Source organism: uncultured Shewanella sp., from assembly GCF_947501665.1.
Classification (GTDB): domain Bacteria; phylum Pseudomonadota; class Gammaproteobacteria; order Enterobacterales; family Shewanellaceae; genus Shewanella.
This window is the reverse complement of sequence record NZ_CANMWS010000007.1, coordinates 1-24,217: the sequence shown is the minus strand read 5'-3', so window position 1 is coordinate 24,217 and position 24,217 is coordinate 1. Positions and strand designations below refer to the sequence as shown.

General features: G+C 40.5%; 20 protein-coding genes and 1 tRNA gene. 15 read left to right on the top strand and 6 right to left on the bottom strand.

The features are described 5' to 3' along the window. Nucleotides 1-14 precede the first annotated feature (14 nt). Nucleotides 15-971: a transaldolase gene (gene tal, locus Q0976_RS06450; RefSeq protein ID WP_299492215.1), complete on the bottom strand. Its 957-nt coding sequence runs from the start codon at nucleotides 969-971 to the stop codon at nucleotides 15-17. Between the two features lie 298 nt (nucleotides 972-1,269). Next, the gene (locus tag Q0976_RS06445; RefSeq protein WP_299492213.1) at nucleotides 1,270-2,373 is read right to left on the bottom strand and encodes an OmpA family protein; all 1,104 of its coding nucleotides are present in this window, start codon (nucleotides 2,371-2,373) and stop codon (nucleotides 1,270-1,272) included. Between the two features lie 1,165 nt (nucleotides 2,374-3,538). On the opposite strand from Q0976_RS06445, the gene Q0976_RS06440 reads away from it, so the two are divergent. Together Q0976_RS06440 and yaaA are read left to right on the top strand one after the other, a co-directional pair. Further along, nucleotides 3,539-5,026, top strand: coding sequence for an alanine/glycine:cation symporter family protein (locus tag Q0976_RS06440; RefSeq protein WP_299492212.1), 1,488 nt, complete (start codon nucleotides 3,539-3,541; stop codon nucleotides 5,024-5,026). A 146-nt stretch (nucleotides 5,027-5,172) separates the two neighbouring features. Continuing rightward, nucleotides 5,173-5,946: a peroxide stress protein YaaA gene (gene yaaA, locus Q0976_RS06435; RefSeq protein WP_299492210.1), complete on the top strand. Its 774-nt coding sequence runs from the start codon at nucleotides 5,173-5,175 to the stop codon at nucleotides 5,944-5,946. 648 nt (nucleotides 5,947-6,594) lie between these two features. Here yaaA and Q0976_RS06430 read toward each other — a convergent pair. Continuing rightward, nucleotides 6,595-7,953 (bottom strand): M20/M25/M40 family metallo-hydrolase, encoded by a 1,359-nt coding sequence (locus tag Q0976_RS06430; RefSeq protein WP_299492499.1) that lies wholly within the window; start codon nucleotides 7,951-7,953, stop codon nucleotides 6,595-6,597. A 187-nt stretch (nucleotides 7,954-8,140) separates the two neighbouring features. Here Q0976_RS06430 and Q0976_RS06425 point away from each other — a divergent pair, with 187 nt between their 5' ends. Continuing rightward, nucleotides 8,141-8,455: a metalloregulator ArsR/SmtB family transcription factor gene (locus tag Q0976_RS06425; RefSeq protein ID WP_298768524.1), complete on the top strand. Its 315-nt coding sequence runs from the start codon at nucleotides 8,141-8,143 to the stop codon at nucleotides 8,453-8,455. A gap of 195 nt (nucleotides 8,456-8,650) precedes the next feature. On the opposite strand, the gene rpsT is transcribed toward Q0976_RS06425, so the two are convergent. Continuing rightward, nucleotides 8,651-8,917 carry a 30S ribosomal protein S20 gene (rpsT, locus tag Q0976_RS06420; protein ID WP_299492208.1) on the bottom strand — a complete coding sequence of 89 codons (267 nt, stop codon included), beginning with the start codon at nucleotides 8,915-8,917 and terminating at the stop codon, nucleotides 8,651-8,653. Nucleotides 8,918-9,165: 248 nt separating this feature from the next. On the opposite strand from rpsT, the gene murJ reads away from it, so the two are divergent. The 11 genes from murJ to Q0976_RS06365 all read left to right on the top strand — a co-directional run bounded on the left by murJ (nucleotide 9,166) and on the right by Q0976_RS06365 (nucleotide 22,780). Next, on the top strand, nucleotides 9,166-10,725 hold the full coding sequence (gene murJ, locus Q0976_RS06415) for a murein biosynthesis integral membrane protein MurJ (RefSeq protein ID WP_299492206.1): 1,560 nt from the start codon (nucleotides 9,166-9,168) through the stop codon (nucleotides 10,723-10,725). Nucleotides 10,726-10,890: 165 nt separating this feature from the next. Beyond that, a complete protein-coding gene (gene ribF / locus Q0976_RS06410) occupies nucleotides 10,891-11,826 on the top strand; it encodes a bifunctional riboflavin kinase/FAD synthetase (RefSeq protein ID WP_299492204.1) in 936 nt (311 codons plus the stop codon). A 32-nt stretch (nucleotides 11,827-11,858) separates the two neighbouring features. Beyond that, a complete protein-coding gene (ileS, locus tag Q0976_RS06405; protein WP_299492202.1) occupies nucleotides 11,859-14,681 on the top strand; it encodes an isoleucine--tRNA ligase in 2,823 nt (940 codons plus the stop codon). Between the two features lie 15 nt (nucleotides 14,682-14,696). Further along, on the top strand, nucleotides 14,697-15,212 hold the full coding sequence (lspA, locus tag Q0976_RS06400) for a signal peptidase II (protein ID WP_299492201.1): 516 nt from the start codon (nucleotides 14,697-14,699) through the stop codon (nucleotides 15,210-15,212). 4 nt (nucleotides 15,213-15,216) lie between these two features. Continuing rightward, nucleotides 15,217-15,642: an FKBP-type peptidyl-prolyl cis-trans isomerase gene (fkpB, locus tag Q0976_RS06395; protein WP_299492199.1), complete on the top strand. Its 426-nt coding sequence runs from the start codon at nucleotides 15,217-15,219 to the stop codon at nucleotides 15,640-15,642. Next, entirely contained in the window at nucleotides 15,642-16,571 is a 930-nt protein-coding gene (gene ispH, locus Q0976_RS06390) for a 4-hydroxy-3-methylbut-2-enyl diphosphate reductase (RefSeq protein WP_299492197.1), read from the top strand. Before fkpB ends, ispH begins: the two co-directional genes overlap by 1 nt. 192 nt (nucleotides 16,572-16,763) lie before the next feature. Then, on the top strand, nucleotides 16,764-17,315 hold the full coding sequence (pilV, locus tag Q0976_RS06385) for a type IV pilus modification protein PilV (RefSeq protein WP_299492195.1): 552 nt from the start codon (nucleotides 16,764-16,766) through the stop codon (nucleotides 17,313-17,315). 12 nt (nucleotides 17,316-17,327) lie between these two features. After that, nucleotides 17,328-18,281: a PilW family protein gene (locus Q0976_RS06380; RefSeq protein WP_299492193.1), complete on the top strand. Its 954-nt coding sequence runs from the start codon at nucleotides 17,328-17,330 to the stop codon at nucleotides 18,279-18,281. Between the two features lie 81 nt (nucleotides 18,282-18,362). Then, nucleotides 18,363-18,785, top strand: a complete 423-nt coding sequence (locus Q0976_RS06375; RefSeq protein ID WP_299492191.1) for a PilX N-terminal domain-containing pilus assembly protein — start codon at nucleotides 18,363-18,365, stop codon at nucleotides 18,783-18,785. Then, nucleotides 18,785-22,333, top strand: coding sequence for a PilC/PilY family type IV pilus protein (locus Q0976_RS06370; protein WP_299492189.1), 3,549 nt, complete (start codon nucleotides 18,785-18,787; stop codon nucleotides 22,331-22,333). Before Q0976_RS06375 ends, Q0976_RS06370 begins: the two co-directional genes overlap by 1 nt. A gap of 51 nt (nucleotides 22,334-22,384) precedes the next feature. After that, complete coding sequence (locus tag Q0976_RS06365) at nucleotides 22,385-22,780, top strand: type IV pilin protein (protein ID WP_299492187.1); 396 nt, start codon at nucleotides 22,385-22,387, stop codon at nucleotides 22,778-22,780. A 30-nt stretch (nucleotides 22,781-22,810) separates the two neighbouring features. Here Q0976_RS06365 and Q0976_RS06360 read toward each other — a convergent pair whose 3' ends face one another. Further along, nucleotides 22,811-23,320, bottom strand: coding sequence for a GspH/FimT family pseudopilin (locus Q0976_RS06360; RefSeq protein WP_299492185.1), 510 nt, complete (start codon nucleotides 23,318-23,320; stop codon nucleotides 22,811-22,813). A 278-nt stretch (nucleotides 23,321-23,598) separates the two neighbouring features. Here Q0976_RS06360 and Q0976_RS06355 point away from each other — a divergent pair, with 278 nt between their 5' ends. Further along, nucleotides 23,599-23,937: a P-II family nitrogen regulator gene (locus Q0976_RS06355; protein ID WP_299492183.1), complete on the top strand. Its 339-nt coding sequence runs from the start codon at nucleotides 23,599-23,601 to the stop codon at nucleotides 23,935-23,937. Between the two features lie 203 nt (nucleotides 23,938-24,140). Here the strand turns inward: Q0976_RS06355 and Q0976_RS06350 are convergent. Continuing rightward, nucleotides 24,141-24,216 (bottom strand) — tRNA-Thr (locus Q0976_RS06350). Between the last annotated feature and the right edge of the window lies 1 nt (nucleotide 24,217).

The window sequence follows — 24,217 nt, the reverse complement described above, 5'->3', positions numbered from 1 at the left end:
ATTTACTCGCAAGCTTAAGAGGCCAATTTGGCTTTAAGCATCGTTTCAAGTTTGCCTTGATCAATCGCAAAATTGCGAATACCTTCTGCGAGTTTTTCGACAGCCATTGGGTCTTCGTTAAACTCCCAACGAAATTGCGCTTCAGTAAGCGGTGCTTCTTGTGTTTGCGTTGATGTTGCTGGTACTAATTTGCGTTCTATGATCTTGTCTGAATTGGCCAGTTCTTCAAGTAATGCTGGACCAATGGTGAGGCGATCACAACCTGCAAGTTCAATGATTTCACCAGTATTACGGAAGCTTGCTCCCATAACAACGGTATTAAAACCATGTTGTTTATAGTAATTATAAATTTGTGTCACTGACACAACACCCGGATCGGTTGCTGCAGAGTAATCTGTTCCTGTTTCTTTTTTATACCAGTCTAGAATACGACCAACAAAGGGAGAAATAAGATAGACGCCTGCTTCAGCACAAGCTTTGGCTTGAGCGAAGCTAAATAATAAGGTTAAGTTACAATTAATGCCTTCTTGCTCAAGCTCTTTGGCGGCACAGATCCCTTCCCATGTAGAGGCTAATTTAATCAAAATTCGTGATTTATCTATGCCAGCTTCTTGATACAGTTTAATGAGTTTATGTGCCTTGGCTATAGAAGCATTTTTATCAAATGAAAGTCGAGCGTCAACTTCAGTTGAAATACGTCCAGGAACCAGTTTCAGGATCTCAAGACCGATATTAACAGCGAGTTTATCTCCAGCATCTTCTAGTTGCTGTTTAACATCTTCACTTTGCTGTTTTGCCCAAGTAATAGCATTGTCAATCAGGCCAGCATATTCTGGAATTTGAGCTGCTTTTAAAATAAGTGATGGGTTTGTTGTCGCATCTTCTGGTTGATAACGTTTAATGGCCTCAATATCGCCAGTGTCGGCAACGATAGTCGTAATGGATTTGAATTGTTCTAATGTATTAGCCATAAAAATTACATCCTTCTCAGGTGGCAGCGTATAAATATGATGTTTGCAATAACGTATTAAAAGCGATTTTACTCTATAATCCAACTCTAAGTGAAAAAAAATTACAGAAAAGTTGTAAAATATCATAAAAAATTCAAAAATTGACTATTATATTCTGTTAATAGTCAATTTTTTACATGATTAAGCATGTAAAGTCAGTTAATACAAAATGTGACAAAAATAAAGCCCATGCTTGTGTCAGCATGGGCTTTATTTTAGTTCAACTTAACTTATTTTATTGTGAGTGATAAGTCAGATATTACTCAATGACTTCTATACGCATGAGTGGAACTTGTTCTACACCCGTGACTTGTGCTTCAATACGGCGATTTGCTTTATTCGCTGCTGCGGAACGTCCAGGAATAAGAGGTTTGGTAATGCCGTAACCTTTAGAAGTGACTCTCGACTTGTCAATACCATAACGCGTAACGAGTATCTCAGCGACAGCATCTGCTCGGCGTTGTGAAAGTGCCATATTGTAGTCAGGTGCGCCAACATTGGAGGCATAACCAGAAACTTCAACCATACTATCGGGATACTCAATCATGAAGTCAGCAACTTTTTTGATATCAGGCATGGCGGATTCTTTTACAACGGCTGAGTTGTTGTCAAATTCAGCACCGATTTCAAATTTGAATATCTTGTCTTCATAAATGGTACATCCGTAAGCATCCACTCTTTCATTGGGTGGAGTATTGGGGCATTGATCAATATCATCTGGTACCCCGTCACCATCGGAATCAAAGATGACTACGACCATTTCTTCCTTAGCTTTGTGTCCAAAACGATAACTAAGTTGCAATCCCCAATAATTACTTTCCATATCATAGGTGTTGTATTCTGTATCGTTGAGATCTTGATAGCGACGATATTTCATTTCAAATTTGAAATTTTCGGTAACATTAAAACCAAACCCAGCACCAAAGTAAGGTGCGAAATCTGTTGCACTGTAATAGTCACTGCCGTTATTTTCATTGTTGTACCAAAGGTAATGCATTGCCCCTACTTCTGCATTAAAGCTCCAGCGATCGCCTAAAGGAAGAATACCGACGAAACCGGCTGTGACACCATGTACCCCTACATCATTTAGGTTTCCTGAGTAGTCAGTAAATTCTGAGCGACCAAGATCGCGATAGCCAACTTCAATACCAACATAATCATTGAATAAAAAGCCTGCAAACACATCCCATGCATAAGGATCGTCTTCTCCACATGAGGCCATTGTTTTCATGTCGCATTGGGGTTCATAATCGTTGATACCGATACCAGCACCAATATACCAAGGTGTCATACCATCATCTGCATGAGCAGCAAAAGGCAGTATTGATGTGAGCAATACGGCTTTTAGTGTGTTGTTCATCATTAAAATCCTTATGTTTTATAATAAAAACTCCTCCACTGACCACAATATAAAACATCGTTAGCGTAACAAGTGGAGTTCCTTTAACAACGGGCTAACAAGCATTAGTATCTGTCGCAAATGAGGTTATTGCCAATTTAATGAAGATATTTTTTATGTTTATTTATTTTTTATAAGAGAATAATGACACCCAAAATAATTAGACTAGATTTTATTGTTATGTATAACAAGTGCTTGTATTTATTTTATGGATTCAAGTTTAAAAGGGCTGATTTAATAAATGATTCTTGAGAAGAAAGAGCATGACTTAGGCCTTTAATAGGAGAAGAGTGGGCTAAGTTCAGTGCTAGCGATATTTTAATGGAAGTCGACTAGACTTTGAATATGAATTGATTGTTTTAAGTTTGGTGATAAAGGGTTTTCTTTATGTTATTTTCTATGGGCTGTTGAACTGCGTGGTGATATTTTCATCTTTTATGGATTATTTAGGTTGGAAGAGCCTTGGGAGGCATCTTCTTCTCGGTTTGGATCTAAATGTTGTTTTAGTCTTGTTTTTATAGAGAAGTGGATCCATAAATGATAGCCCTGCATTAAAGAACAATAAGTGTTGTTTGTAGGATTTGACGAAATCTGTTTGACACTTTGAGAGAGCACTGAATTAAAGTGGAGAGTGAGATGATGAAGCGGATTATTTTTTGTTTCAATTAAACCTAGGGCCTGTAGATTTTTGGTGAGTATTTCTACAGCGGTTTGTTGTTTATTTGTACAAGGTAGAGCTTATGCGGTGTAGTTATTCCCCATAAATAAGCGATAACGCCTTAGAAAGGAGCGACAGGCGCTGTCTGTAGGTTCCACTAAACGTGTTTTATTCTTTGTTGAGAGCTGCTCCGTTTAAGAAAAGGGGCTTAGAATGACTAGGCATCACACCTCTCGTTGCGATTAAAACACGTTTATCTGAACATAATTTAATCACGAAAGAATGACAGGCCCTAAGGCGTCATGTCATCTTGAAAGTTGAATGGCGATTATCTTAATTATTCTTGGATTGATTCAATCTAAGCCTGAAGTTTTTTAGTTTATGGTTTTTTAGTTTATGGCTTTTTAAACTCATTACCGAAATAGTGTGACAAATAGTAAGCTTTTATTTGCCATGAGGGTGAACAGAAATATGTTTGAAATGATTGTCGATTTTCTTAATGCACTGTTGTGGGGGAAGATACTTGTTTATGGGTTAGTTGGAGCGGGATTATTTTTTACTTTACGTTTAGGCTTTATTCAAATTACCCATTTTAAACATGCAATTATTACGCTTTTACATAGCAGAAAAGTGGTGACACCTGGAGGGTTATCTTCTTTTCAGGTTTTTTGTACCAGTATGGCGGCACGAGTTGGCGCTGGAAACATGGCGGGTGTTGCCGTGGCAATTGGCGCTGGTGGACCGGGTGCTATTTTTTGGATGTGGTTGATTGCTGTACTCGGTATGGCAACGGCGATGGTTGAGTCGACATTAGCGCAAATTTATAAAGTCCGTGATGAGAATGGCCAGTTTCGAGGCGGGCCCGCTTATTACATGGAAAAAGGCTTAGGCCAGAGATGGATGGGGATCCTATTCTCCATTTTTTTGATTATTGCTTTTGGGCTGGTTTTTAATGCTGTACAAGCAAATACAATCGCTGCTGCAATGACTCAAGTTTTTGGTTTCTCTGCATCTGATATCGGATTAATATTGGTTATATTCAGTGGGTTTGTGATCATGGGGGGACTAAGAAAAGTCGCACGAGTATCAGAGTTACTGGTTCCTTTCATGGCATTAGCTTACATTACTGTTGCGGTTATTGTTGTGGTCACTAATATTGACAAAGTGCCTGCAGCTTTAATGCTCGTGATTAACAGTGCCTTTGGTTTACAAGAAGCGGTTGCAGGTGGTGTGGCATACAGTGTGGCACAAGCCATGCAATCAGGGATCGCCAGAGGATTGTTCTCTAATGAAGCTGGAATGGGCAGTGCGGCCAATATAGCAGGCAGTGCCTCGCCTTATCCTAATCACCCTGCATCTCAAGGGTTTGTACAAATGATAGGCGTATTTGTTGACACAATAGTGATTTGTACTGCAACAGCGGCCATTATTTTATTGACGGGTGATATTAATAGCGATAGTGATGGAATTCGCATGACAATTGATGCTTTGACTGGGCATGTAGGTCAAGAAGGGGGAACTTTTATTGCTTTTACTATCTTGTTTTTTTGTTTCACTTCTATTATTGCTAATTATTCTTATGCAGAAACCAATGTATTATTTTTAACTGGGCATAAAGAGAGGATTTTACCTTTATTCAGGGTTGTCGTGTTAGGTATGGTGATGTTTGGTTCTCTTGCAAAAGTAGGATTGGTTTGGGCACTTGCTGATGTGTCTATGGGGTTAATGGCGACAGTGAATATTATTGCGCTACTCTTATTATCGGGTTTAACGGTACGTGTGATACAAGATTATTCTCATCAATTAAAGGCGGGTAAACTACCGACTTTTAATTATCAAGATTTTCCTGAACTCATGCGTCATAAGGATAATGCGTGGATTGTGAATACAGTAAAAACGACGAATGAACAAAAAAGTGATGATATCCCATTGTTAAAGGATAACAATACGCCGACTTAAAAGTGAAAACGGTCAATTTTATCTGTCATTTATACTGTGATAAAACCTATTACCGCAATCTAAAAATCCATGAATTTAATACGTGGATTTTTTGTTTATGGCGCGTATCATGTGTTATATGAGTGAATAATAGCTAAGGTAATTTAATGTTGATTTTGATTTCTCCCGCGAAAACACTGGATTTTGAAACCCCTACGACGTCGCAGGAGTATTCATATCCAAAACTATTAAAAGAAAGTGAGGAGTTGATTCAGATCTGCCGTGAGTTAAGTCCTACTGACATTGCTAGTTTAATGAAAGTGAGTGACAAGATTGCAGGGTTGAATGTGGCGCGTTTCAATAGTTGGAATAGCGATTTTACGCTTGAAAATGCGAAACAAGCTATTTTTGCTTTTCGAGGTGATGTCTATACAGGATTGGATGCTGACTCTTTCAATGAGCAAGGCTTGAAGGCTGCGCAAGATAAATTACTTATTCTATCTGGTTTGTATGGGCTTTTAAGGCCGCTTGATTTAATGAAAGCCTATCGTTTAGAGATGGGGACACGTCTTGAAAATGATAGAGGCAGTAATTTATACCAGTTTTGGGGTGAGATTATCACAGATGAAATAAATGCCACATTAGCGAAAGTGAAGAGTGAATTACTGGTTAACTTAGCGTCTAATGAGTATTTTAAAGCCGTTAAGCCAAAAAAACTAACAGCGCAGCTCATTACTCCTGTTTTTAAAGATCACAAAAATGGTCAATATAAGGTAATAAGTTTTTACGCTAAAAAAGCCAGAGGTTTAATGGCGCGTTATATTATTGATAACAATATTAATACATTAGATGAACTTATAAGATTTGATACTGCTGGTTATTACTATAGTCAGAAAGACTCAACCTCAGTAAGCCCTGTCTTTTTAAGAGAAGAGCAATAATGTTTATTGCATTGGCTCAGCATCATTGACCACAAACTTTAGCGGGTGAGTAAAAAGCAGCAAATTGCTGTTTTTTTGTTTTTTGTTTTTTGTTTTATTGCTACTTGTTGGCTAGGGCCTGTTGAACTTTGGTGGGTGTTTTTGCAGCAGTTTGTCGTTTCTTTATACAAGGTAGAGCTTATATGGGGTCGTTATTCTCGGCTTGGCTTCAAACGTCGCTCTACCTTCCCCATCCATGGGGTCGTCCATCAATAAGCGATAACGCCGTAGAAAGGAGCCACAAGTGCTGCCCTCATTCTTTGTATAAGGCAGGATCCAGCTAAATGTATTTTCCCCCTTTGTTGAGAAGCATTCGCTTAGAATAACTAACCTGAGCTCGGGTTAATGAGTGTAAGATATACATTAAAAATCAATCACATAATTTTATTGCTTGTTTGTATTTATTTTACTTTTTACTAAATGCCGATATTTTTGTCGATATCAAGGCGGGGTTTCGTGCCTAATAGCTCGCTATTAGTAGAAAGCACAACACAGATAGGGGCCAAAATAGCGATATTTAACGGCGCTGCTTAACCTGAGTTCAGGTTAACTAGGCTTAACACCTCTCGCCGCGATTAAAACACGTTTATCTCGAGCATAATTTAATCATCAAAGATCAACAGGCCCTATGGGTCTTAGTTGACTTTTTGATTGAGCCATAAGATAAGCAAATTGCGCATATGCTGCGACATTTTGCTGTAATTTTTTAGGGTCGATTTTATCGAGAGTGTCATTTGGGGTGTGATGATAATCAAAATAATCAAATCCATTTTGTTTTAACGAAGCCACGGGGATCCCCTTATTGGGGAAAATAGAGACATCAGGTCCGCCATATGCGTGGTTATTTCCTAACGTGATACCATTGGATGTCATTGGTAATAATGAGTGATGGAGTTCATGAAAAGCCTGCTGATTAACATTTAAATCGAGTTGATAAATCAAGCCTGCGCCAAAATCGGATTCGGCTGCAATATAATGCTGATTAAGTTCCTTTTCATGTGCTTTTAGGTAAGCTTTAGCCCCGATAAGGCCCACCTCTTCAGCAGCAAATAGGACAACTCTAATTGTTCTATCTGGTTTATTTGGAAGATCTTGAATGAGTTTTGCCGCCGCGGTAACAATCGCGACTCCCGCCCCATCATCAAGGGCGCCAGTGCCTTCATCCCATGAGTCTAAGTGAGCACTAATCAGCACTATCTCTTGAGGCTTTGTTGCTCCAGTGACTTCAGCAATAACATTATACGATTGTGCAAAGCCTTGTCTTGAGGAAGTCATATTGAGACTAAGAGTAATATTAGGTGAACGTTTGAGCATGGCATTGAGTAAGTCGGCATCGGGGTTGGACATGGCTGCAGCCGGAATTTTTACAACATCTTCGCTATATTTCATTAGACCGGTATGCGCCATACGATCGCTATCAGTACCAATGGAGCGAATGAGTATGGCTATGGCTCCTTTTTTAGCAGCTATAATAGCACCTTGTGAGCGGCCTGATACTGTTTCACCGTAACCTGCTCCCGTCATGGTTTTTCGTGTCTTATGATCGATAAAGACAATTTTGTCTTGCACCTGCGCTGAAGTAGCAGCCTTTAAAGCATTTAAGCTATTAAAGCGAATAATCTCTGCCTTTATACCAGATTTAGGTGTACCTATGCTGCCGCCCAATGCGGTAATCACAAGTGGTTGTTGAAATGGGGCGATAATGTCAGCTTTTGCCGTGCCTCTATGCCAAACGGGGACTTGCACAGCTTCTTTATAGACTTTATCAAACCCTAATGCATTGAGCGTCGTTTCGGCCCATTTAACAGCGAGTAAGTCTTTATGGCTGCCAGAGAGTCTGGGGCCCACTTCAACGGTTAGTGACTCGACTAATTCATAAGCTAAATTGGAGTTAAATGCCATTTGTTTTATTTTTGTTGCATTTTTTTCGTTATTGATTGTTTGTGAGGAATGGCTATGGCAGCCCATTAACACTAATAAAATTAATGAAATGCATAGTTTTCTGTGCAACTTATTCATAAAAGCCCTTTATATTTTTATTGTTCACATCCATTTTTTGAACAATTTAGCAAAAAGTGTGCGTTGTGTCGCGACTATATTTTTACATTCAGGTTATATTAAGGGTTAATGTTTGTTTTAGGAGAATGTGCTAGTCATGAATATTAAATTAATGCAACAAAGAGCAGATAATGCTGTTGTATTGTTAAAAGCGTTAGCGAATGAAAGTCGTCTGTTTATTTTATGCTATTTGCTCAATGAGGGTGAAATGTGTGTTAGTGACATGAATAAAAAGTTGGGATTAAGCCAATCGGCACTGTCTCAGCATTTGGCATGGCTTCGCAAAGATAACTTAGTGACAACTCGTAAAGTAGCACAAACGGTATATTATTCACTGAATAGTGAAGAAGTGAGTGAGATCATCCAAGTATTAAATACAATTTATGCACAAGAGACATGCACGGCTGCTTAAGCGTATTTAACGCAATATAAGTTAGAAGGGCTACATTTAGGCGCAATAGAAAGAGTGAATCGCTAGCGATATTGACGTGTTAATAATGAAAGAACTTTTGATTTAACCATTTCGGCACATCTATAGCATGGACGTTGAAAATGACATTAAAAAACCGGCATAAGCCGGTTTTTTTTACATCGTTTGAAGCGAAAATTAAGCAGCTAGTGCTTTGATTTTGGCATTCAGACGTGCTTTATGACGTGCAGCTTTATTCTTATGAATAAGGCCTTTTGTCGCTAAACGGTCAACGATTGGTTGTGCCGCAACAAATGCTTCTGTAGCCGCTTTGTGATCGCCGGTATTAATTGCAGCGATAACTTTTTTTACGTATGAACGTAACATAGAGCGACGGCTAGCATTATGCTTACGACGCTTTTCAGACTGAAGCGCGCGCTTCTTTGCAGACTTGCTATTAGCCAAGGTGCAACTCCTAAAACTGGGTTTGATATTTTTAAGGTCGAGGAATATGCCTTGTTTTTGTCATTTTGTCAATGACAAAGATTGAATCAGTGCGGTAAACACAAAATAATCCAATCGACTTTGGCTATCTTCGGCCTAACTCGTGTAATATGGTGCGCAATTCTAGCAGCTATTGCTGTCAGGCAACAGAGGTAAGCTCGACTATTTATGTGATGTTGTCGTGTTTTTGCTAACTTTAGGGGGATTGTTTGAGCAGAAAATTAATTAGATCGGGTATGATTGTCAGTTCTATGACATTGATCTCTAGAGTTTTGGGTTTAGTTAGGGATGTTGTTATTGCTAACTTGATGGGTGCGGGTAGTAGCGCAGATGTTTTTTTCTTTGCGAATAAAATACCTAACTTTTTACGTCGATTATTTGCTGAAGGGGCCTTTGCCCAGGCTTTTGTCCCAGTATTAACGCAGTATCAAGAGAAAAATACCTCGGAAGAAATTAAAGAGCTGCTGGCAAAAGTCGCTGGAACCTTGGGGGGATTAGTGACGTTAGTGACGTTAGTCGGAGTATTAGCATCGCCTATTTTGGCTGCGTTATTTGGTGGAGGTTGGTTTTATGCTTGGCTCAACAATGAGCCTGATGGGGCAAAATTCGAACTGGCCTCATTAATGTTAAAAATTACGTTTCCATATTTATGGTTTATTACCTTTACTGCGCTTTCTGGGTCAATACTCAATACGAGAGGCCGTTTTGCGGTATCGGCATTTACACCTGTTTTTTTAAATATTGCAATCATTATTGCGGCTTTGTATTTCGCCCCACATTTGGATAAGCCTGAAATAGGTTTGGCTTGGGGAGTCTTCTTTGGTGGTGTGGTTCAATTTTTATTTCAAATACCTTTTTTATTGAGAGAAGGGGCATGGGTAAAGCCTTCGTGGGGTTGGCATCATCCTGGGGTAGTGAAAATTAGAACTTTGATGCTGCCAGCCCTGTTTGGTGTATCGGTATCGCAAATCAATTTATTGTTTGATACGTTTATTGCGAGCTTTTTAATCACGGGGTCCATCAGTTGGCTCTATTATTCAGATCGATTACTGGAATTCCCCTTGGGTTTATTTGGTATTGCAATTGCGACGGTGATTTTACCTGCCTTATCAAAAAAACATGTCAACGATGAAGGTAAAGGGTTTACTCACACCATGGAATGGGGGATTAAAGCGATATTACTCTTAGGCTTACCTGCAATGTTTGGTTTGATCTTACTTGCTAAACCTATGTTAATGGTGTTGTTTATGCGAGGTGCATTTAGTTTTGAAGATGTTGAAATGGCCTCTTATAGCCTCATGGCCTACGGGAGTGGCTTACTCAGTTTTATGTTAATAAAAGTGTTAGCGCCAGGCTATTATTCAAGACAAGATACCCGCACACCTGTTCGTTATGGCATTATTGCCATGATCAGTAATATTGGATTAAATTTATTATTTGCTTATCCTTTTGGCTATGTTGGTCTTGCGTTAGCGACATCTTTATCGGCACTGTTAAACGCGAGTTTGTTATATCGGGGTTTATATCAGCAACAGGTCTATAAAATTAGCCGTTCAACTGTTATATTTTTTATCAAAGTATTGTTATCAGCTTCCATTATGGGAGGGGTGCTATTTCAATTAGACCCAAGTCAACATGTGTGGCTGAATTGGTCTTTACATCAGCGAGGTTTAATGTTGGTTGAGTTAATTGCTGCTGGGGTCGTGAGTTATTTAGTGTGTTTACTGATATTGGGGATCCGCCCTTGGAAATTAAAAACGGCTAACTAGTTTTTTATCTGATAAATAGCGTTCATGCTATTTGTTTCAGAGAATGAGACAGCAGCAAAAGTAGCGATTAGGGGAAATGTTCGAATCTTGGCGGCATTCAGCATTTCCAAGTCGTTTGGCTATAGTATATAATCCGCCCATTTAGATAGGCTTATCATATTAAGAATGGAATTAATTCGCGGGATCCATAATATTTTACCAGTGCATCATGCTTGTGTGCTCACCATAGGAAATTTTGATGGTGTTCATCGTGGTCATGCTGAAGTGATTGCACAACTTGTCAAGAAAGCAAGGTATCTTGGCTTACCTGCAACGTTGATGACGTTTGAGCCTCAGCCACAAGAGCTATTTAATGGTGAAAATGCCCCTGCTAGATTGAGTTCATTGCGTGATAAGTTGGCTTTACTCGATGAATTAGGCATAGATAGGCTTTTATGTGTGAATTTTAATGCACAGTTTGCCACATTATCTGCTCGTGAATTCATTGATGATTTGCTCGTCAATAAACTGGGAGTGAAATACCTCGTAGTGGGTGATGACTTTTGCTTTGGCAGACAAAGAAAAGGTAACTTTTCGATGTTAAAGCAAGCAGGCGAAGCCAATGGCTTTGCGGTGGTGAGTACCCAAAGTTTTATGTTGGCTGATAAGCGAGTGAGCTCAACAGAAATTAGAGATGTATTGAGTAAAGGGAATTTAGAGCAGGCAAGACGCCTATTAGGCCATCCTTTTGTACTCAGTGGTAAAGTGTTTCATGGTGATAAAATTGGACGCACACTGGGCTTTCCAACGGCCAATATTGCGTTAAAGCGAAAAGTCAGCCCAGTAAAAGGCGTTTTTGCAGTCAAGTTTTATTGGTCTGGAAGTGACGTTTATGAAGGGGTTGCTAATGTTGGATTTAGGCCAACAATTAAGGGACAGAAGTGCCAATTAGAAGTTCACTTATTTGATTTCTCAGGTGATCTCTATGGTAAAGCCGTTAAGGTGGAACTCGTGGCCAAAATCAGAGATGAACAGCCATTTAGATCGTTAGATGCGCTGAAAAAACAAATTAAAAATGATGCTGACAAAGCAAGAGCTTTGCTTGGCAGTGATGCTGGCTAATAACCTTAGTCAAATAATACGGTGTAGGATCAATGAGCGACTATAAATCTACTTTGAATTTGCCGGAAACTGATTTTCCGATGCGTGGTAATTTGGCTAATCGTGAGCCAGAAATGTTGAAATCCTGGACCGAAAATGGACTGTATCAACAGATCCGTGATAGTCGTGTTGGCTGTAAACCTTTTATTTTGCATGATGGCCCTCCCTACGCGAATGGCGATATCCACATTGGGCATTCAGTTAATAAAATCTTAAAAGATATTATCATTAAATCTAAGACGTTATCAGGTTTTGATGCACCATATATTCCTGGCTGGGATTGCCATGGTCTGCCTATTGAGCTCAAAGTTGAGCAGAAAGTGGGTAAGCCTGGTCATAAAATCAGTGCCAGTGACTTTCGTCAAAAATGTCGTGAATATGCCGCCAAACAAGTCGATGGACAACGTGACGATTTTATTCGCTTAGGTGTGTTTGCTGATTGGCAAAATCCGTATTTAACGATGGATTACAGCACAGAAGCGAATATTGTTCGTTCATTATCGAAAGTGATCGATAGCGGCCATTTACACAAAGGTGTAAAACCTGTGCATTGGTGTACCGATTGCGGTTCGGCATTGGCTGAAGCTGAAGTTGAATACGAAGATAAAATGTCACCGGCAATTGATGTTGCTTTTTCTGTGGCCGATAAAGCAGGATTATTAGCTAAATTTGGCTTAACGGAATATAGCGCAAACATTGCGATGGTGATTTGGACCACAACACCATGGACTTTACCTGCAAACCGCGCTTTGTCGGTAGCGGCGAATGTTGACTATGTATTAGTTGAAATGGTCAAAGAAGGTGAGAAGCAAGCCTTAGTCTTAGCTGAAGAATTAGCGGCGTCGTGTGTTGAGCGTTATGGTGCAGACTCACATACTGTTTTAGGTCAAGTTAAAGGGCATGAACTGGAGTTATTGAGATTTAATCACCCATTTTATGATTTTGATGTGCCCGTTATTTTAGGCGAACATGTGACCGTTGAGTCTGGGACAGGTGTCGTGCACACCGCACCAGGGCACGGTCAGGATGACTTTGTTGTGGGTCAACAGTATGGTCTTGAAGTGGCTAATCCTGTTGGTGATAATGGAGTGTATAAAGCCGATACCGAAATTTTTGCAGGCCAGCATGTCTTTAAAGCCAATAAAAATGTGATTGCGCTTTTAGCTGAAAAACAGGCTTTATTGAATCATGTTGATATTTCTCATAGCTACCCACATTGCTGGCGTCATAAAACACCCATTATTTTTAGAGCCACACCGCAGTGGTTTATTTCTATGGATAACAATGGCTTAAGAAAGCAGTCGTTGAGTGAAATAGAACAAACACAATGGATCCCTGACTGGGGTCAAAGTCGCATTGAAAAAATGGTTGAAAATCGACCTGACTGGTGTATTTCTCGTCAACGCACTTGGGGCGTGCCGATCACTTTGTTTGTCCATCGGGAAACAGAAGAACTGCACCCTGATAGTGTGTCTTTAATGGCGCGCGTGGCGAACCGTATTGAACAAGAAGGTATTCAAGCTTGGTGGGATTTAGACGCTAAAGAACTCTTAGGTGATGAAGCGGATCAATATCGTAAAGTCACTGATACGTTAGATGTTTGGTATGATTCAGGTTCAACCTTCTCATCGGTTGTTGCATCTCGTCCAGAGTTTAATGGCCATGATATTGATTTATATTTAGAAGGGTCTGATCAGCACCGTGGCTGGTTTATGTCATCATTGATGATTTCAACGGCCATGAATGGAAAAGCGCCTTACAAGCAAGTATTAACCCATGGTTTTACCGTCGATGGTAAAGGCCGTAAGATGTCCAAGTCTATTGGTAATGTTATCTCACCACAACATGTGACCAATAAGCTTGGGGCTGATATTTTACGTTTATGGGTTGCAGCAACAGATTACAGCGGTGAAATGACCGTGTCTGATGAAATCTTAAAGCGCAGTGCAGATGCTTATCGTCGTATTCGAAACACGGCTCGTTTCTTACTTGCTAATATAAATGGCTTTAATCCTGTCACCGATAATGTTGCGATTGAAGACATGGTTGCATTAGATCGCTGGGTAGTTCGCCGTGCAGCTGTTTTGCAAGAAGAGCTATTAGAAGCCTATGAGCAATATAACTTCCATGTTGTTACTCAAAAACTTATGCAGTTTTGTTCTGTAGAATTAGGCAGCTTTTACCTTGATATCATTAAAGACAGGCAATATACCGCGAAGCAAGATAGCCATGCACGCCGTAGCTGTCAGTCGGCTTTGTATTTGATCTGTGAAGCCATGGTACGTTGGATCGCGCCAATCTTAAGTTTCACTGCCGATGAAATTTGGCAATTATTGCCAGGTGAACGTGAACAGTTTGTCTTTACTCAGGAATGGTTCCAAGGTGTCAAGTCCATCACAACAGAGCATGATTTAAGTGATGATTTTTGGCAGGAGTTATTAAGCGTCCGTGGCGAAGTGAATAAAGTGATTGAGCAAGCACGCCGAGATAAACAAATCGGTGGGGCATTAGAGGCAAAAGTGACTTTATATGTTGAGCCTGCATTGTTGAAGACATTGGATCTCATCGGTGATGAACTGCGCTTTGCATTACTCACTTCTGAAGCTACTTTGTGTCCGTTAGCTGATGCACCTGATAATGCGATTGATACGGATCTCAGCAGTTTGAAATTGGGTTTAGATAAAACACAAGCACCTAAGTGTGAACGCTGTTGGCATCATAGAGAAGATGTGGGTCAAGTTGAATCTCACCCGAGTTTGTGTACACGTTGTGTCACCAATATTGAAGGTGACGGTGAAACTCGTCAATTTGCATAAATAAAGGAACGCGTTATGCCGTCGACTTGGAAAGAAAGTGGGTTACGTTGGTACTGGGTTGTTGCATTAGTCTTGCTGGCTGATCAATTGTCAAAGCAATGGGTGTTATCCAATTTTGCCCTGTATGATTCAATACAGCTATTGCCCTTTTTTAATTTCACTTATGTTCGAAATTATGGCGCGGCGTTTAGTTTTTTGAGTGATGCGGGTGGGTGGCAACGTTGGCTATTTACTGCTGTAGCAGTAGGATTTAGCTTATTATTGAGTTTCTGGCTAAGACAGCAGTCCTTTAAAGCTTGGCGGCTTAATTTAGCCTATACCTTAGTCATTGGCGGCGCATTGGGCAATTTAATCGATCGCTTACAACATGGTTTTGTGGTCGATTTTTTAGACGTATACTGGAAAACCAGTCACTTTCCGGCATTTAATTTAGCTGATTCAGCTATTTGTGTCGGAGCGGGATTGATTATTCTTGATTCATTGTTTGTGAGCCAACAAAACAAAAAAAACAATGATGATGTAAAGGAGTAATGAAATGCCAAATATGCCATCTATTTTATGTCATATGAATATTTTGCTTGAAGACGGCTCGACGGCTGATAGCACAAAAGCGTCGGGTAAGCCTGTGAGGTTTAATCTTGGGGATGAAAGTTTAAGCCCTGCTTTTGAGTCTGAAATAAAAGATCTTAAACAAGGTGATAAACACAGCTTTACACTGCAGCCAGAGGATGCGTTTGGTCTTTCAAATCCTGATGCTATCCATCATATGGATAAAAATCGTTTTCCAGCCGATCTTTCATTAGAGCCGGGTGTGATTGTGAGCTTTGCAGGTCCTGGTGGCAGTGAAATCCCTGGTATTGTGAGGGAGGTAATTGGTGATTCTGTGACCGTGGATTTAAACCATCCGCTTGCAGGACAAGTACTGACCTTTGAACTCGAAGTTGAACAGGTACTGGAATAATGAATATTCTTCTAGCGAATCCAAGAGGTTTTTGCGCTGGCGTTGATAGAGCGATCAGTATTGTTGAACGTGCATTGGAGTTGTTTTCTCCGCCCATTTATGTTCGTCATGAAGTGGTTCATAATCGCTATGTTGTGCAAAACCTTAAAGATCGTGGTGCTGTTTTTGTTGAAGAATTACATCAAGTTCCAAATGATAGCATTGTTATCTTTAGTGCTCATGGTGTCTCGCAAGCCGTGCGTAAAGAAGCCAAAAACCGTGGTTTAAAAGTGTTTGATGCGACATGCCCATTAGTGACAAAAGTGCATTTACAGGTGACTCGTGCAAGCCGTAAGGCCATTGAGTGCATTTTAATTGGGCATGCAGGTCATCCGGAAGTGGAAGGCACCATGGGACAATATGATAATCCTAATGGTGGTGTTCATTTAGTTGAATCTCCAGAAGATGTGGCTAATTTACAGGTTAATAATCCAGATAATTTATGCTTTGTAACGCAAACGACATTATCGATGGATGATACGGCCGATGTGATAAAAGCCCTGCAAAAGCGTTTTCCCGCTATTGAAGGGCCGCGTAAAGATGATATTTGTTATGCGACACAAAATCGTCAAGATGCTGTCAGAAATGTAGCTGAAGATGTGGATTTGTTTATTGTGGTCGGTTCGAAAAATAGTTCCAACTCCAATCGCTTAAGAGAGTTGGCTCAGAAAAAGGGCACAAACTCTTATCTTGTTGATAATGCTGATGATGTTCAACCGCAATGGTTTAATAATGTGACTAAAGTAGCCGTTACTGCAGGCGCTTCAGCGCCGGAAGTATTAGTACAGCAGGTGATTGATGCGATCGCTGAAATGGCGCCTAGTGTGATAACCGAAGTTGAGGGACGCAAGGAAGATACCGTTTTTGCTGTACCAGCAGAATTACGTTAATTGTGATTTCTTAATAATATAAAAAAGAGGCGCTTAGCCTCTTTTTTATTCCCTAATCATTAAAGCTAACCTTCCATTTTCAATCGACTATACTTTAGTATTGATACTTAAGTTAGGTTTGCCATGTTTATTTATAATCACCCTGATGACATCATGGCATTGTCCTCTGTTTAGACCGCTAGAAGGACAGGGATGGAAATTAAGCAGCAAGGAAGCACACTCATTGAAGTGTTAGTCGCACTTACTATCTTAGTGGTCGGACTGATTGGGATCTTTAACCTGCATTTAGTGGCTAAGCGCAGTAGTTTTGAGTCTTTTCAGCAAACACAAGCCTCCTTACTTGCTAACGATATGATTAATAGAATTAAACTTAATACCAGTCAGTTAAGCGCTTATGGAGGAGTGTACAGCAGCTTACCAAGTTACCCTGATGTGGATTGTGATCTGGCTGATTCAGCCTCACCTCAATGCACGCCTGCACAAACGCTGATTTGGGATCGCTATCAATGGCAATTGTTGATGCAAGGGGGCTATGAGCGAGTCGGAGATAATCGCGTGGGGGGATTAGACTTCCCAGTGGCATGTATACAAGCCAATGCCAATGGTGATGTATTGATTGCCATGACGTGGAGAGGGGTTAACAGTACAACAGATAGCGCAACTCATTATAGTGATTTTGTTCAATCTTGCGGCACAAGCCATAGTCGGCGGCGGGTTTATGTGATTAACACTTTCATATTTTGAATAGGTGAAAGAATGAGTAAACAAAAAGGATTGTCACTTGTTGAATTGATGATTGCCATGGTGATTGGCTTATTCTTGATTGCGGGGGTCTTTACTCTGTTCATGCTTTCCTCCAATAACGTCACGACAACGAGTCATTTTAATCAACTGCAAGAACATGGTCGTATTGCCCTTGATTTTATTGAGCGGGATTTACAGATGCAAGGCTTCATGGCCGAGTTTACAGGGGAAGGCTTCGTACTGGGCATTAATACACGAAATAATGCGCCAGCTCTTTCAGATGCTCAAGACTGTATCGGCAGTGGGGTGAATAATGCCAGCTTTCCTAAGGATGAGTCGGCACATTTTCGACTGCTCTGGGGTTATGAACATGGGGTAAGTGTCGACACACTCGATTGTTTAACGCAAGTACAAAGCAATACTGATGTTTTACAGCTGAAACGGCTTATTGGTCCGAATGTGACTTCCTTTGATGATAACCGTTATTACACTGCTATTTCGGCAAATGAAGTGATTTTTTTTGCTGGCGATCAAAGTGCTCCCACATTGGATAATGCACGCTTTTGGGAATATCAGCATCATGTTTATTTTATTCAAGAAGATAATGGCATGCCAGTGCTCATGCGGCGTATTTTGACCAATGGAGGCATGCGAACCTCAAGTAGCCTTCAGCAACTTGTAGAAGGGGTTGAAAATATGAGAGTGCTATATGGTTTTGATAACGATGGTGATTTATCGGCAGACAGTTTTATGCCTGCTGAGCAAGTGACTGAGTTAATGTGGGATCAAGGCGCTGTCGCATTGAGAATATTCTTGCTGATCCGCACTTTATTTGAAGATAACAGTTTTACCAATACCGTGCGGTATCAGTTAGGGGATAAAAATATTGGGCCAAATAACGACGGGTATAGACGTAAAGTCATGATGACGACATTAGTACTTGAAAACCCGATATTGGCCCATTAGGACTGTGTTGCTTATGTTGGGTGATAATAGCCTAATTGAAATGACTAGGACATCTATATAGAAGTGATGGAAGGAATTATCATGAGAAATCAACAAGGAATGGTATTATTTTTTTCGCTTATTGTATTGCTGATCATGACGGTTATTGGTGTTGCAGTCGCGATGAATGCCACACAATCTTTGCGTATGTCACAAGCAGGCTCAGATAGAGTGAAAGCCAATATTGCACTGCAAGGTGCATTGAACACTGTGGTTATGAACAATGAAGGCAGTACATTGGCTAATTTAGATGATCCTCAAGTGATTATTGATGCTGCCTATAATGTCACAAGTACATTAACTCCTTTGTATGACGGGGACGTTGCTTGTGCTCGTAGCTCAAGACCAACGGCTGGAATAGAATGCCGAAAGATTGAATTGTCTAGTGAAATTACCTTCGGTCGAGGAAATTTAGCGCAATTGACGCGAGTGTCTGGATTAGAACAAGAAGTATTGGCGGATTAATGATGAATATCGCTGCGAAAGGGTTAATACCATTGTTTTTTGGTTCTATTGTGAGTGTCTATTTAATTTTATCTCTCACTCATTTTTCTTTGGCTGATGATACGCAATTGTATGTATTTGAGTCGTCAGCACGTTCGGGGGTTAGGCCACAAGTACTCATTGTCTTCGATACATCGGGTAGTATGGGATATGATGAAGATACTGAGACGCCGTATGATAGGGGGGAGGTGTTAACCTCATCCACTAAGCTTTATTATGCTAAAGGCGGTGGAGCCGTTCCTTTATTGAGTAGTCCCAATGTCATCTTACAGAGAAATAATGGTTGTCATACATCGTTTTCTTTTTTAGAAGGTTTTGGTTTTTTTACGGGGTTTATTCGTGAGTACACTTTTGTTGGGGACAGTGGCAGTTGGTCTGAATTACCCGATGAGTTAAACAGTAGTATTTATACCACAGATTGTTTTGAAGATTTTGAAAACAGCGATGCGCTTAATTTTGTCAATGCTAGCGATATGGGTCAAGGGTTACCCGTTGATAGTCTAGGCTCTCCTGATGAGAGAATGCCATATACTGATGTTAATTCAGGTTCCTCTGAAACTGATATTGCTAGCGCACTTAGTAAAGCTAAGCTGACCAATTTAGGCATTGGAAAGTCAGTCACCTTTTATACCGAGCGTTATGTGACTTGGTATCACAGTGAAAAAGAGACCTTGTCATCAACCAGAATGGATATCGCAAAACGGGTTATTGAAGATACCATAGTGACAACCCCCAGTGTGGATTTTGGTTTAACCGTTTTTAATCAAAATAATAGTTCAAGGCATGGAGGACGAATTGTCTCAGGTATTAAGCGACTCGATGCAAGCGCTAAACAAGCATTAATCAGTACCGTTAATAATTTAGAGGATGACGGCAGTACCCCTTTGTGTGAAACCTTGTTTGAAGTGTATCGCTATTTTGCAGGGCTATCTGTTTTTTACGGTGATAATGATAACACCTCGACACCTTATCGAGACACCAGCATAGAGCTTGATGGTCGTTATATTTCTCCCTTTGATGTTAGTCAGTGCGCAAATCGAGCTTATGTTGTCTATATCACGGACGGGGAGCCAACCAGTGATACTCATGCCAATAGCTATATTGATGACTTACCTGGCTATAGGGCATCTGAACGGATTTCCTATACCTATGATTGTGGTTACCGCCGCTGCACTTCTACGAGTTATCTACCGGCTTTAGCCGGTATATTAAATCGTGAAGATGTCAATACCAGCCTTGCGGGCGATCAATACGTGACGACTTTTACAATAGGTTTTAGTGAAGGGGCGGCCGATGCGGCACCGATTTTACAAGCGGCAGCGGATTATGGCGGCGGTTTATATTTTGCGGCTAATGATGCCTCCCAGCTACAAGCGGCTTTGCAGCAAATTTTTTCCCAAATACTTGAAGTTAATGCCAGTTTTACTTCGCCGTCTATTGCCAGTAATAACTTCGATCGAACCCAAACTTTTGACTCTGTTTATTATGCGATGTTTTTGCCCAATAAAGGCCCTAGATGGCGAGGTAATCTGAAAAAGTTTAAGGTGACAGGTACCGGTGACATTGTTGATAAAAATGACGTTTTGGCAATAGGCTCAGATGGTAATTTGCAGTCATCAGCTTGTTCTTATTGGACATCTGAAAGTACATGCAGTGCAGCCAGTGGAGGCGGAGATGGTAATGATGTGCGTATCGGTGGCGTGAGCGAGCATTTAATGAATAACTCGAGTCGTACCTTATACGGTGACTTTGGCGCTTCAGGAGCGTTAAGCGCTTTTTCAAGAAATAATGCGACAGTTCGAGCGGGCAGTGAGGATGACTTAGCCAGTTTTATGGGGGTGGCTATTAGCCAATTGGAGTCCTTGTTCAATTGGGCAAAGGGTCAAGATGTTGATGATGATGATAATGATGGAAGCACCTCAGATAACAGGCTGGATATTTTCGGCGATCCCTTACATTCAAAACCCTTAGCCATTAATTTCGGTACACCAGCAGAGCCCGATTTACGTATTCTTGTGGGAACGAATCATGGGGTAATGCACATGTTTAAAGATACTGGGGACAATGTATTTGAATCTTGGGCTTTTATGCCCTATGAACTGCTGCCTAATTTAGTGGATTTGAAAGTGAATGTCCCAACAGGTGTACATTCAGTATATGGGTTAGATAGTCCTCCTGTTGCTTATATTGAAACAGGTGGTGAAGGTGTTGAAAAAGCTTGGGTCTTTTTTGGTATGCGCCGTGGAGGCAAATCTTATTATGCCTTAGATATTACCGAACCCGATTCTCCTAAAATGATGTGGAAAATTAGCTCCGACTCAGTGGGGATGGCGGAACTTGGACAAACTTGGTCTCAACCTGTTATCACTTTTATTCCAACATCAGGCGTGGAGTCTGAAAGTGAGGGGAAAGCCCCCGTCCTCATTTTTGGCGCGGGTTATTCACCTTCCACTAAGGATGGCGTGGAGCAAGGTACACCAGACTCCCAAGGAAGGGGGGTTTATATTGTTGATGCTAAAACAGGTGAGCTGGTTCATGGATTTGGACGCATGACTGGCAGCAAAGTCACAAGTATTCCCACACTTGTTGATAGTGTGCCTAATTCGGTAGCGGTAATTGATGCAAATGGCGATCAGTTAACCGACAGAATTTATGCATCAGATACGGGTGGGAATATTTGGCGAATGGACTTACCCACAAGTGATCCTTTTGATAGTGAGCAGCCTTGGACGGCATTTAAGTTTGCTAAGTTAACGGAAAATGGACTCAGTAATGATAGACGTTTTTATGCTGAGCCTGTTGCTGTGCAAACTGTTTTTACGAATATATCTGAAGTGACAACGGATAGCGGTGGTGAAACGACAACAACAGTTACTTATCAAAATGTACCCTATGATGCGGTTGTTTTAGGCTCCGGGCATAGACCACAGCCTTCTGATTTATCTAGAAATGATAAGTTTTTTACACTGCAAGATCGCCATGTTGTCACTCGCTCTTTTCTAGATGATGATATTCCAGAGCCACTTACCCTTGAGGATCTTTACGATGTGACCTCAAGTCCACCCATTAGTCAATCTGAGTATGTGGCTTTTGGATTAAAGCGGGGTTGGTATTATCATTTTGCTGATGAAGGAGAAAAAAGCCTTGCTGCAGCAACTATTGTGGAAGGAACGGTATTCTTTACCTCTTATGTTCCTGGTGACTTAAGTGAAACCGATCAATGTTTAATATCCGGAATGGGGCGTTTATATGGCTTCAATTTACACCGTGGCACCCGAGCTTATACCAATGAATACTTAGAAATGGGGGAAAGAGTGCCTGACACCCCTCAGTTGGTTATTCCTGCTAATGGAGAGGATGACAGTTATATGTATTTGATTGGTATTGGCGCTGCTGGTGAAGAAATGGAGCGAGTGAATAATCCTCTTGATGATTGCCCACCTGAAGATAGTCAATGTCTCGGCGGGCAACCTGGGGTGAATCGCATTTATGTTCATGGACATGAATAACGATAATGAATAGGTATTATTTAACCTCAGCGGATGAGAGGAGAGGCGAGTATGCAAGTGCGCTACTATCAATGTGGGTATGCTTTAGTTGAGCTAATTATTGTCGTGATGATAATTGGAATTTTAGCGGTTATTGGTTACCCTATGTATACAGATTATATGATGCGGACAGCTCGAAGTGAAGCGATTACGGCATTAACTCGCTTGAGTCATTTACAAGAACAATTTTATTTTGACAATAAAGTATACACAACGGATCTAACGGATTTAGGTGTAAATGCTAGCCCTTATATCACAGATAAAGGATGGTATAGCATTAGTTCAACTGGAACGGCAGGCTTTACTTTAGTCGCAACGGCTCAAGGAGTGCAAGCGTTAAGAGATACTGACTGCGATGAAATGACTGTGACTTTTGAAGGAAATCGCACACCTGAGGATTGTTGGTAAAATGCGTGACGGTTAAAGGTGCGATAAGTGCTAATCACAAGTAATGTTTGTGTCGTTTGAAAATCTAACGCGTCCAGATTGACTGATAATAATGGCTTTAGAATAACTGCTCTTTGGATCTCCTGGACAATATTTTAAGGTGCCATTCGTGCCTGATGCCATGCCATTATTTTGAAAGCGAATAGAGGTGCGGTTAAATGTGACAAAGTCGGCATCGTTAAACTTACCTGTGGTATAAATAATCTGATCATCACCATCGACTTTATTAGATTCATCGCTATCAAAAAAAACATCCACTCCTTGATGCCATTTCGAAGAACAAACATTCTCTTCTAAGGGGCATACAGTGACCGTTTTTTTATAATTCATGGCTTGATTACGGGCCAGTTGTAAACTTTGCATAATATGCCGAATACTTGAGTCCGCCCTTAAATGATGGTAAATAGCCGTTAAAGAGGGAACGGCCACAATAATGAGTGTAATAGCAACAATTAACACCGTCATTATTTCAATAAGGGTAAAACCATTTCTCATGTTCATAAGTTGAAGTGACCCTTAGGGTGTAGCGATAGTCTGATACACATTTAAGTATAGACAATATGCTCAAACATTGAGTGAAAGGGGGTAATAACAGGACATTGTGTAAAATTTTTTTAATGTAATCCTATGATATAAAATAATTTTTTGTGTTTTTTGTGTGAAGGGTGAAGAATAAACATCTCTATTTTCAAAGTACAAGAGGCTTTAGTGTTAACAGTCATCGTGTTAAGCTTAAGAGAGAATGATTTCCTTATTTAGCAAGATGACAGGAGTGTTTGATGAAAAAAGTCGAAGCCATTATTAAACCGTTTAAATTAGATGATGTGCGCGAATCCCTTGCAGATATCGGAATAACGGGAATGACGGTGCTTGAAGTTAAAGGCTTTGGTCGACAAAAAGGTCATACTGAGCTTTATCGTGGTGCTGAATATATGGTTGATTTTCTTCCTAAAGTTAAAATTGAACTGGTTATTCAAGATGAACAGCTTGAGCAAGCTTTAGAAGTGATAGTGGATACAGCAAGGACGGGTAAAATTGGCGATGGAAAAATCTTTGTGACGGATATTGAGCGAGTGATCCGCATTCGCACAGGAGAAGAAAACGAAGAAGCGGTATAGTTTTTTTACTGAGAACGACCGATGAAGTATCGTTATTCAATTTAACCTTTTCATAATTCTTGCTTCCAATTTTGTATAGTTATTCCGCACAGTGAGTCATTAATATCGACTGACTCACTGTGCGGAATAACTACAAATATAAAAAGATAGACACAAAAAAACCACTCAATTAAGTGGTTTTTTTGTGTCTATCTTTTTATAGATGGTGCCGGCACCAAGAGTCGAACTCGGGACCTACTGATTACAAGTCAGTTGCTCTACCAACTGAGCTATGCCGGCT

Bases quoted from the DNA above. Each gene is read 5' to 3' on its own strand.
- Q0976_RS06445 (WP_299492213.1), bottom strand. From the start codon at position 2,373: ATGATGAACAACACACTAAAAGCCGTATTGCTCACATCAATACTGCCT.
- Q0976_RS06440 (WP_299492212.1), top strand. From the start codon at position 3,539: ATGTTTGAAATGATTGTCGATTTTCTTAATGCACTGTTGTGGGGGAAG.
- Q0976_RS06365 (WP_299492187.1), top strand. From the start codon at position 22,385: ATGCAAGTGCGCTACTATCAATGTGGGTATGCTTTAGTTGAGCTAATT.
- Q0976_RS06380 (WP_299492193.1), top strand. From the start codon at position 17,328: ATGAGTAAACAAAAAGGATTGTCACTTGTTGAATTGATGATTGCCATG.
- Q0976_RS06430 (WP_299492499.1), bottom strand. From the start codon at position 7,953: ATGGGCTGCCATAGCCATTCCTCACAAACAATCAATAACGAAAAAAAT.
- Q0976_RS06375 (WP_299492191.1), top strand. From the start codon at position 18,363: ATGAGAAATCAACAAGGAATGGTATTATTTTTTTCGCTTATTGTATTG.
- ileS (WP_299492202.1), top strand. From the start codon at position 11,859: ATGAGCGACTATAAATCTACTTTGAATTTGCCGGAAACTGATTTTCCG.
- Q0976_RS06370 (WP_299492189.1), top strand. From the start codon at position 18,785: ATGATGAATATCGCTGCGAAAGGGTTAATACCATTGTTTTTTGGTTCT.
- fkpB (WP_299492199.1), top strand. From the start codon at position 15,217: ATGCCAAATATGCCATCTATTTTATGTCATATGAATATTTTGCTTGAA.
- Q0976_RS06360 (WP_299492185.1), bottom strand. From the start codon at position 23,320: ATGAACATGAGAAATGGTTTTACCCTTATTGAAATAATGACGGTGTTA.
- pilV (WP_299492195.1), top strand. From the start codon at position 16,764: ATGGAAATTAAGCAGCAAGGAAGCACACTCATTGAAGTGTTAGTCGCA.
- ispH (WP_299492197.1), top strand. From the start codon at position 15,642: ATGAATATTCTTCTAGCGAATCCAAGAGGTTTTTGCGCTGGCGTTGAT.
- Q0976_RS06425 (WP_298768524.1), top strand. From the start codon at position 8,141: ATGAATATTAAATTAATGCAACAAAGAGCAGATAATGCTGTTGTATTG.
- lspA (WP_299492201.1), top strand. From the start codon at position 14,697: ATGCCGTCGACTTGGAAAGAAAGTGGGTTACGTTGGTACTGGGTTGTT.
- tal (WP_299492215.1), bottom strand. From the start codon at position 971: ATGGCTAATACATTAGAACAATTCAAATCCATTACGACTATCGTTGCC.
- Q0976_RS06355 (WP_299492183.1), top strand. From the start codon at position 23,599: ATGAAAAAAGTCGAAGCCATTATTAAACCGTTTAAATTAGATGATGTG.
- ribF (WP_299492204.1), top strand. From the start codon at position 10,891: ATGGAATTAATTCGCGGGATCCATAATATTTTACCAGTGCATCATGCT.
- yaaA (WP_299492210.1), top strand. From the start codon at position 5,173: ATGTTGATTTTGATTTCTCCCGCGAAAACACTGGATTTTGAAACCCCT.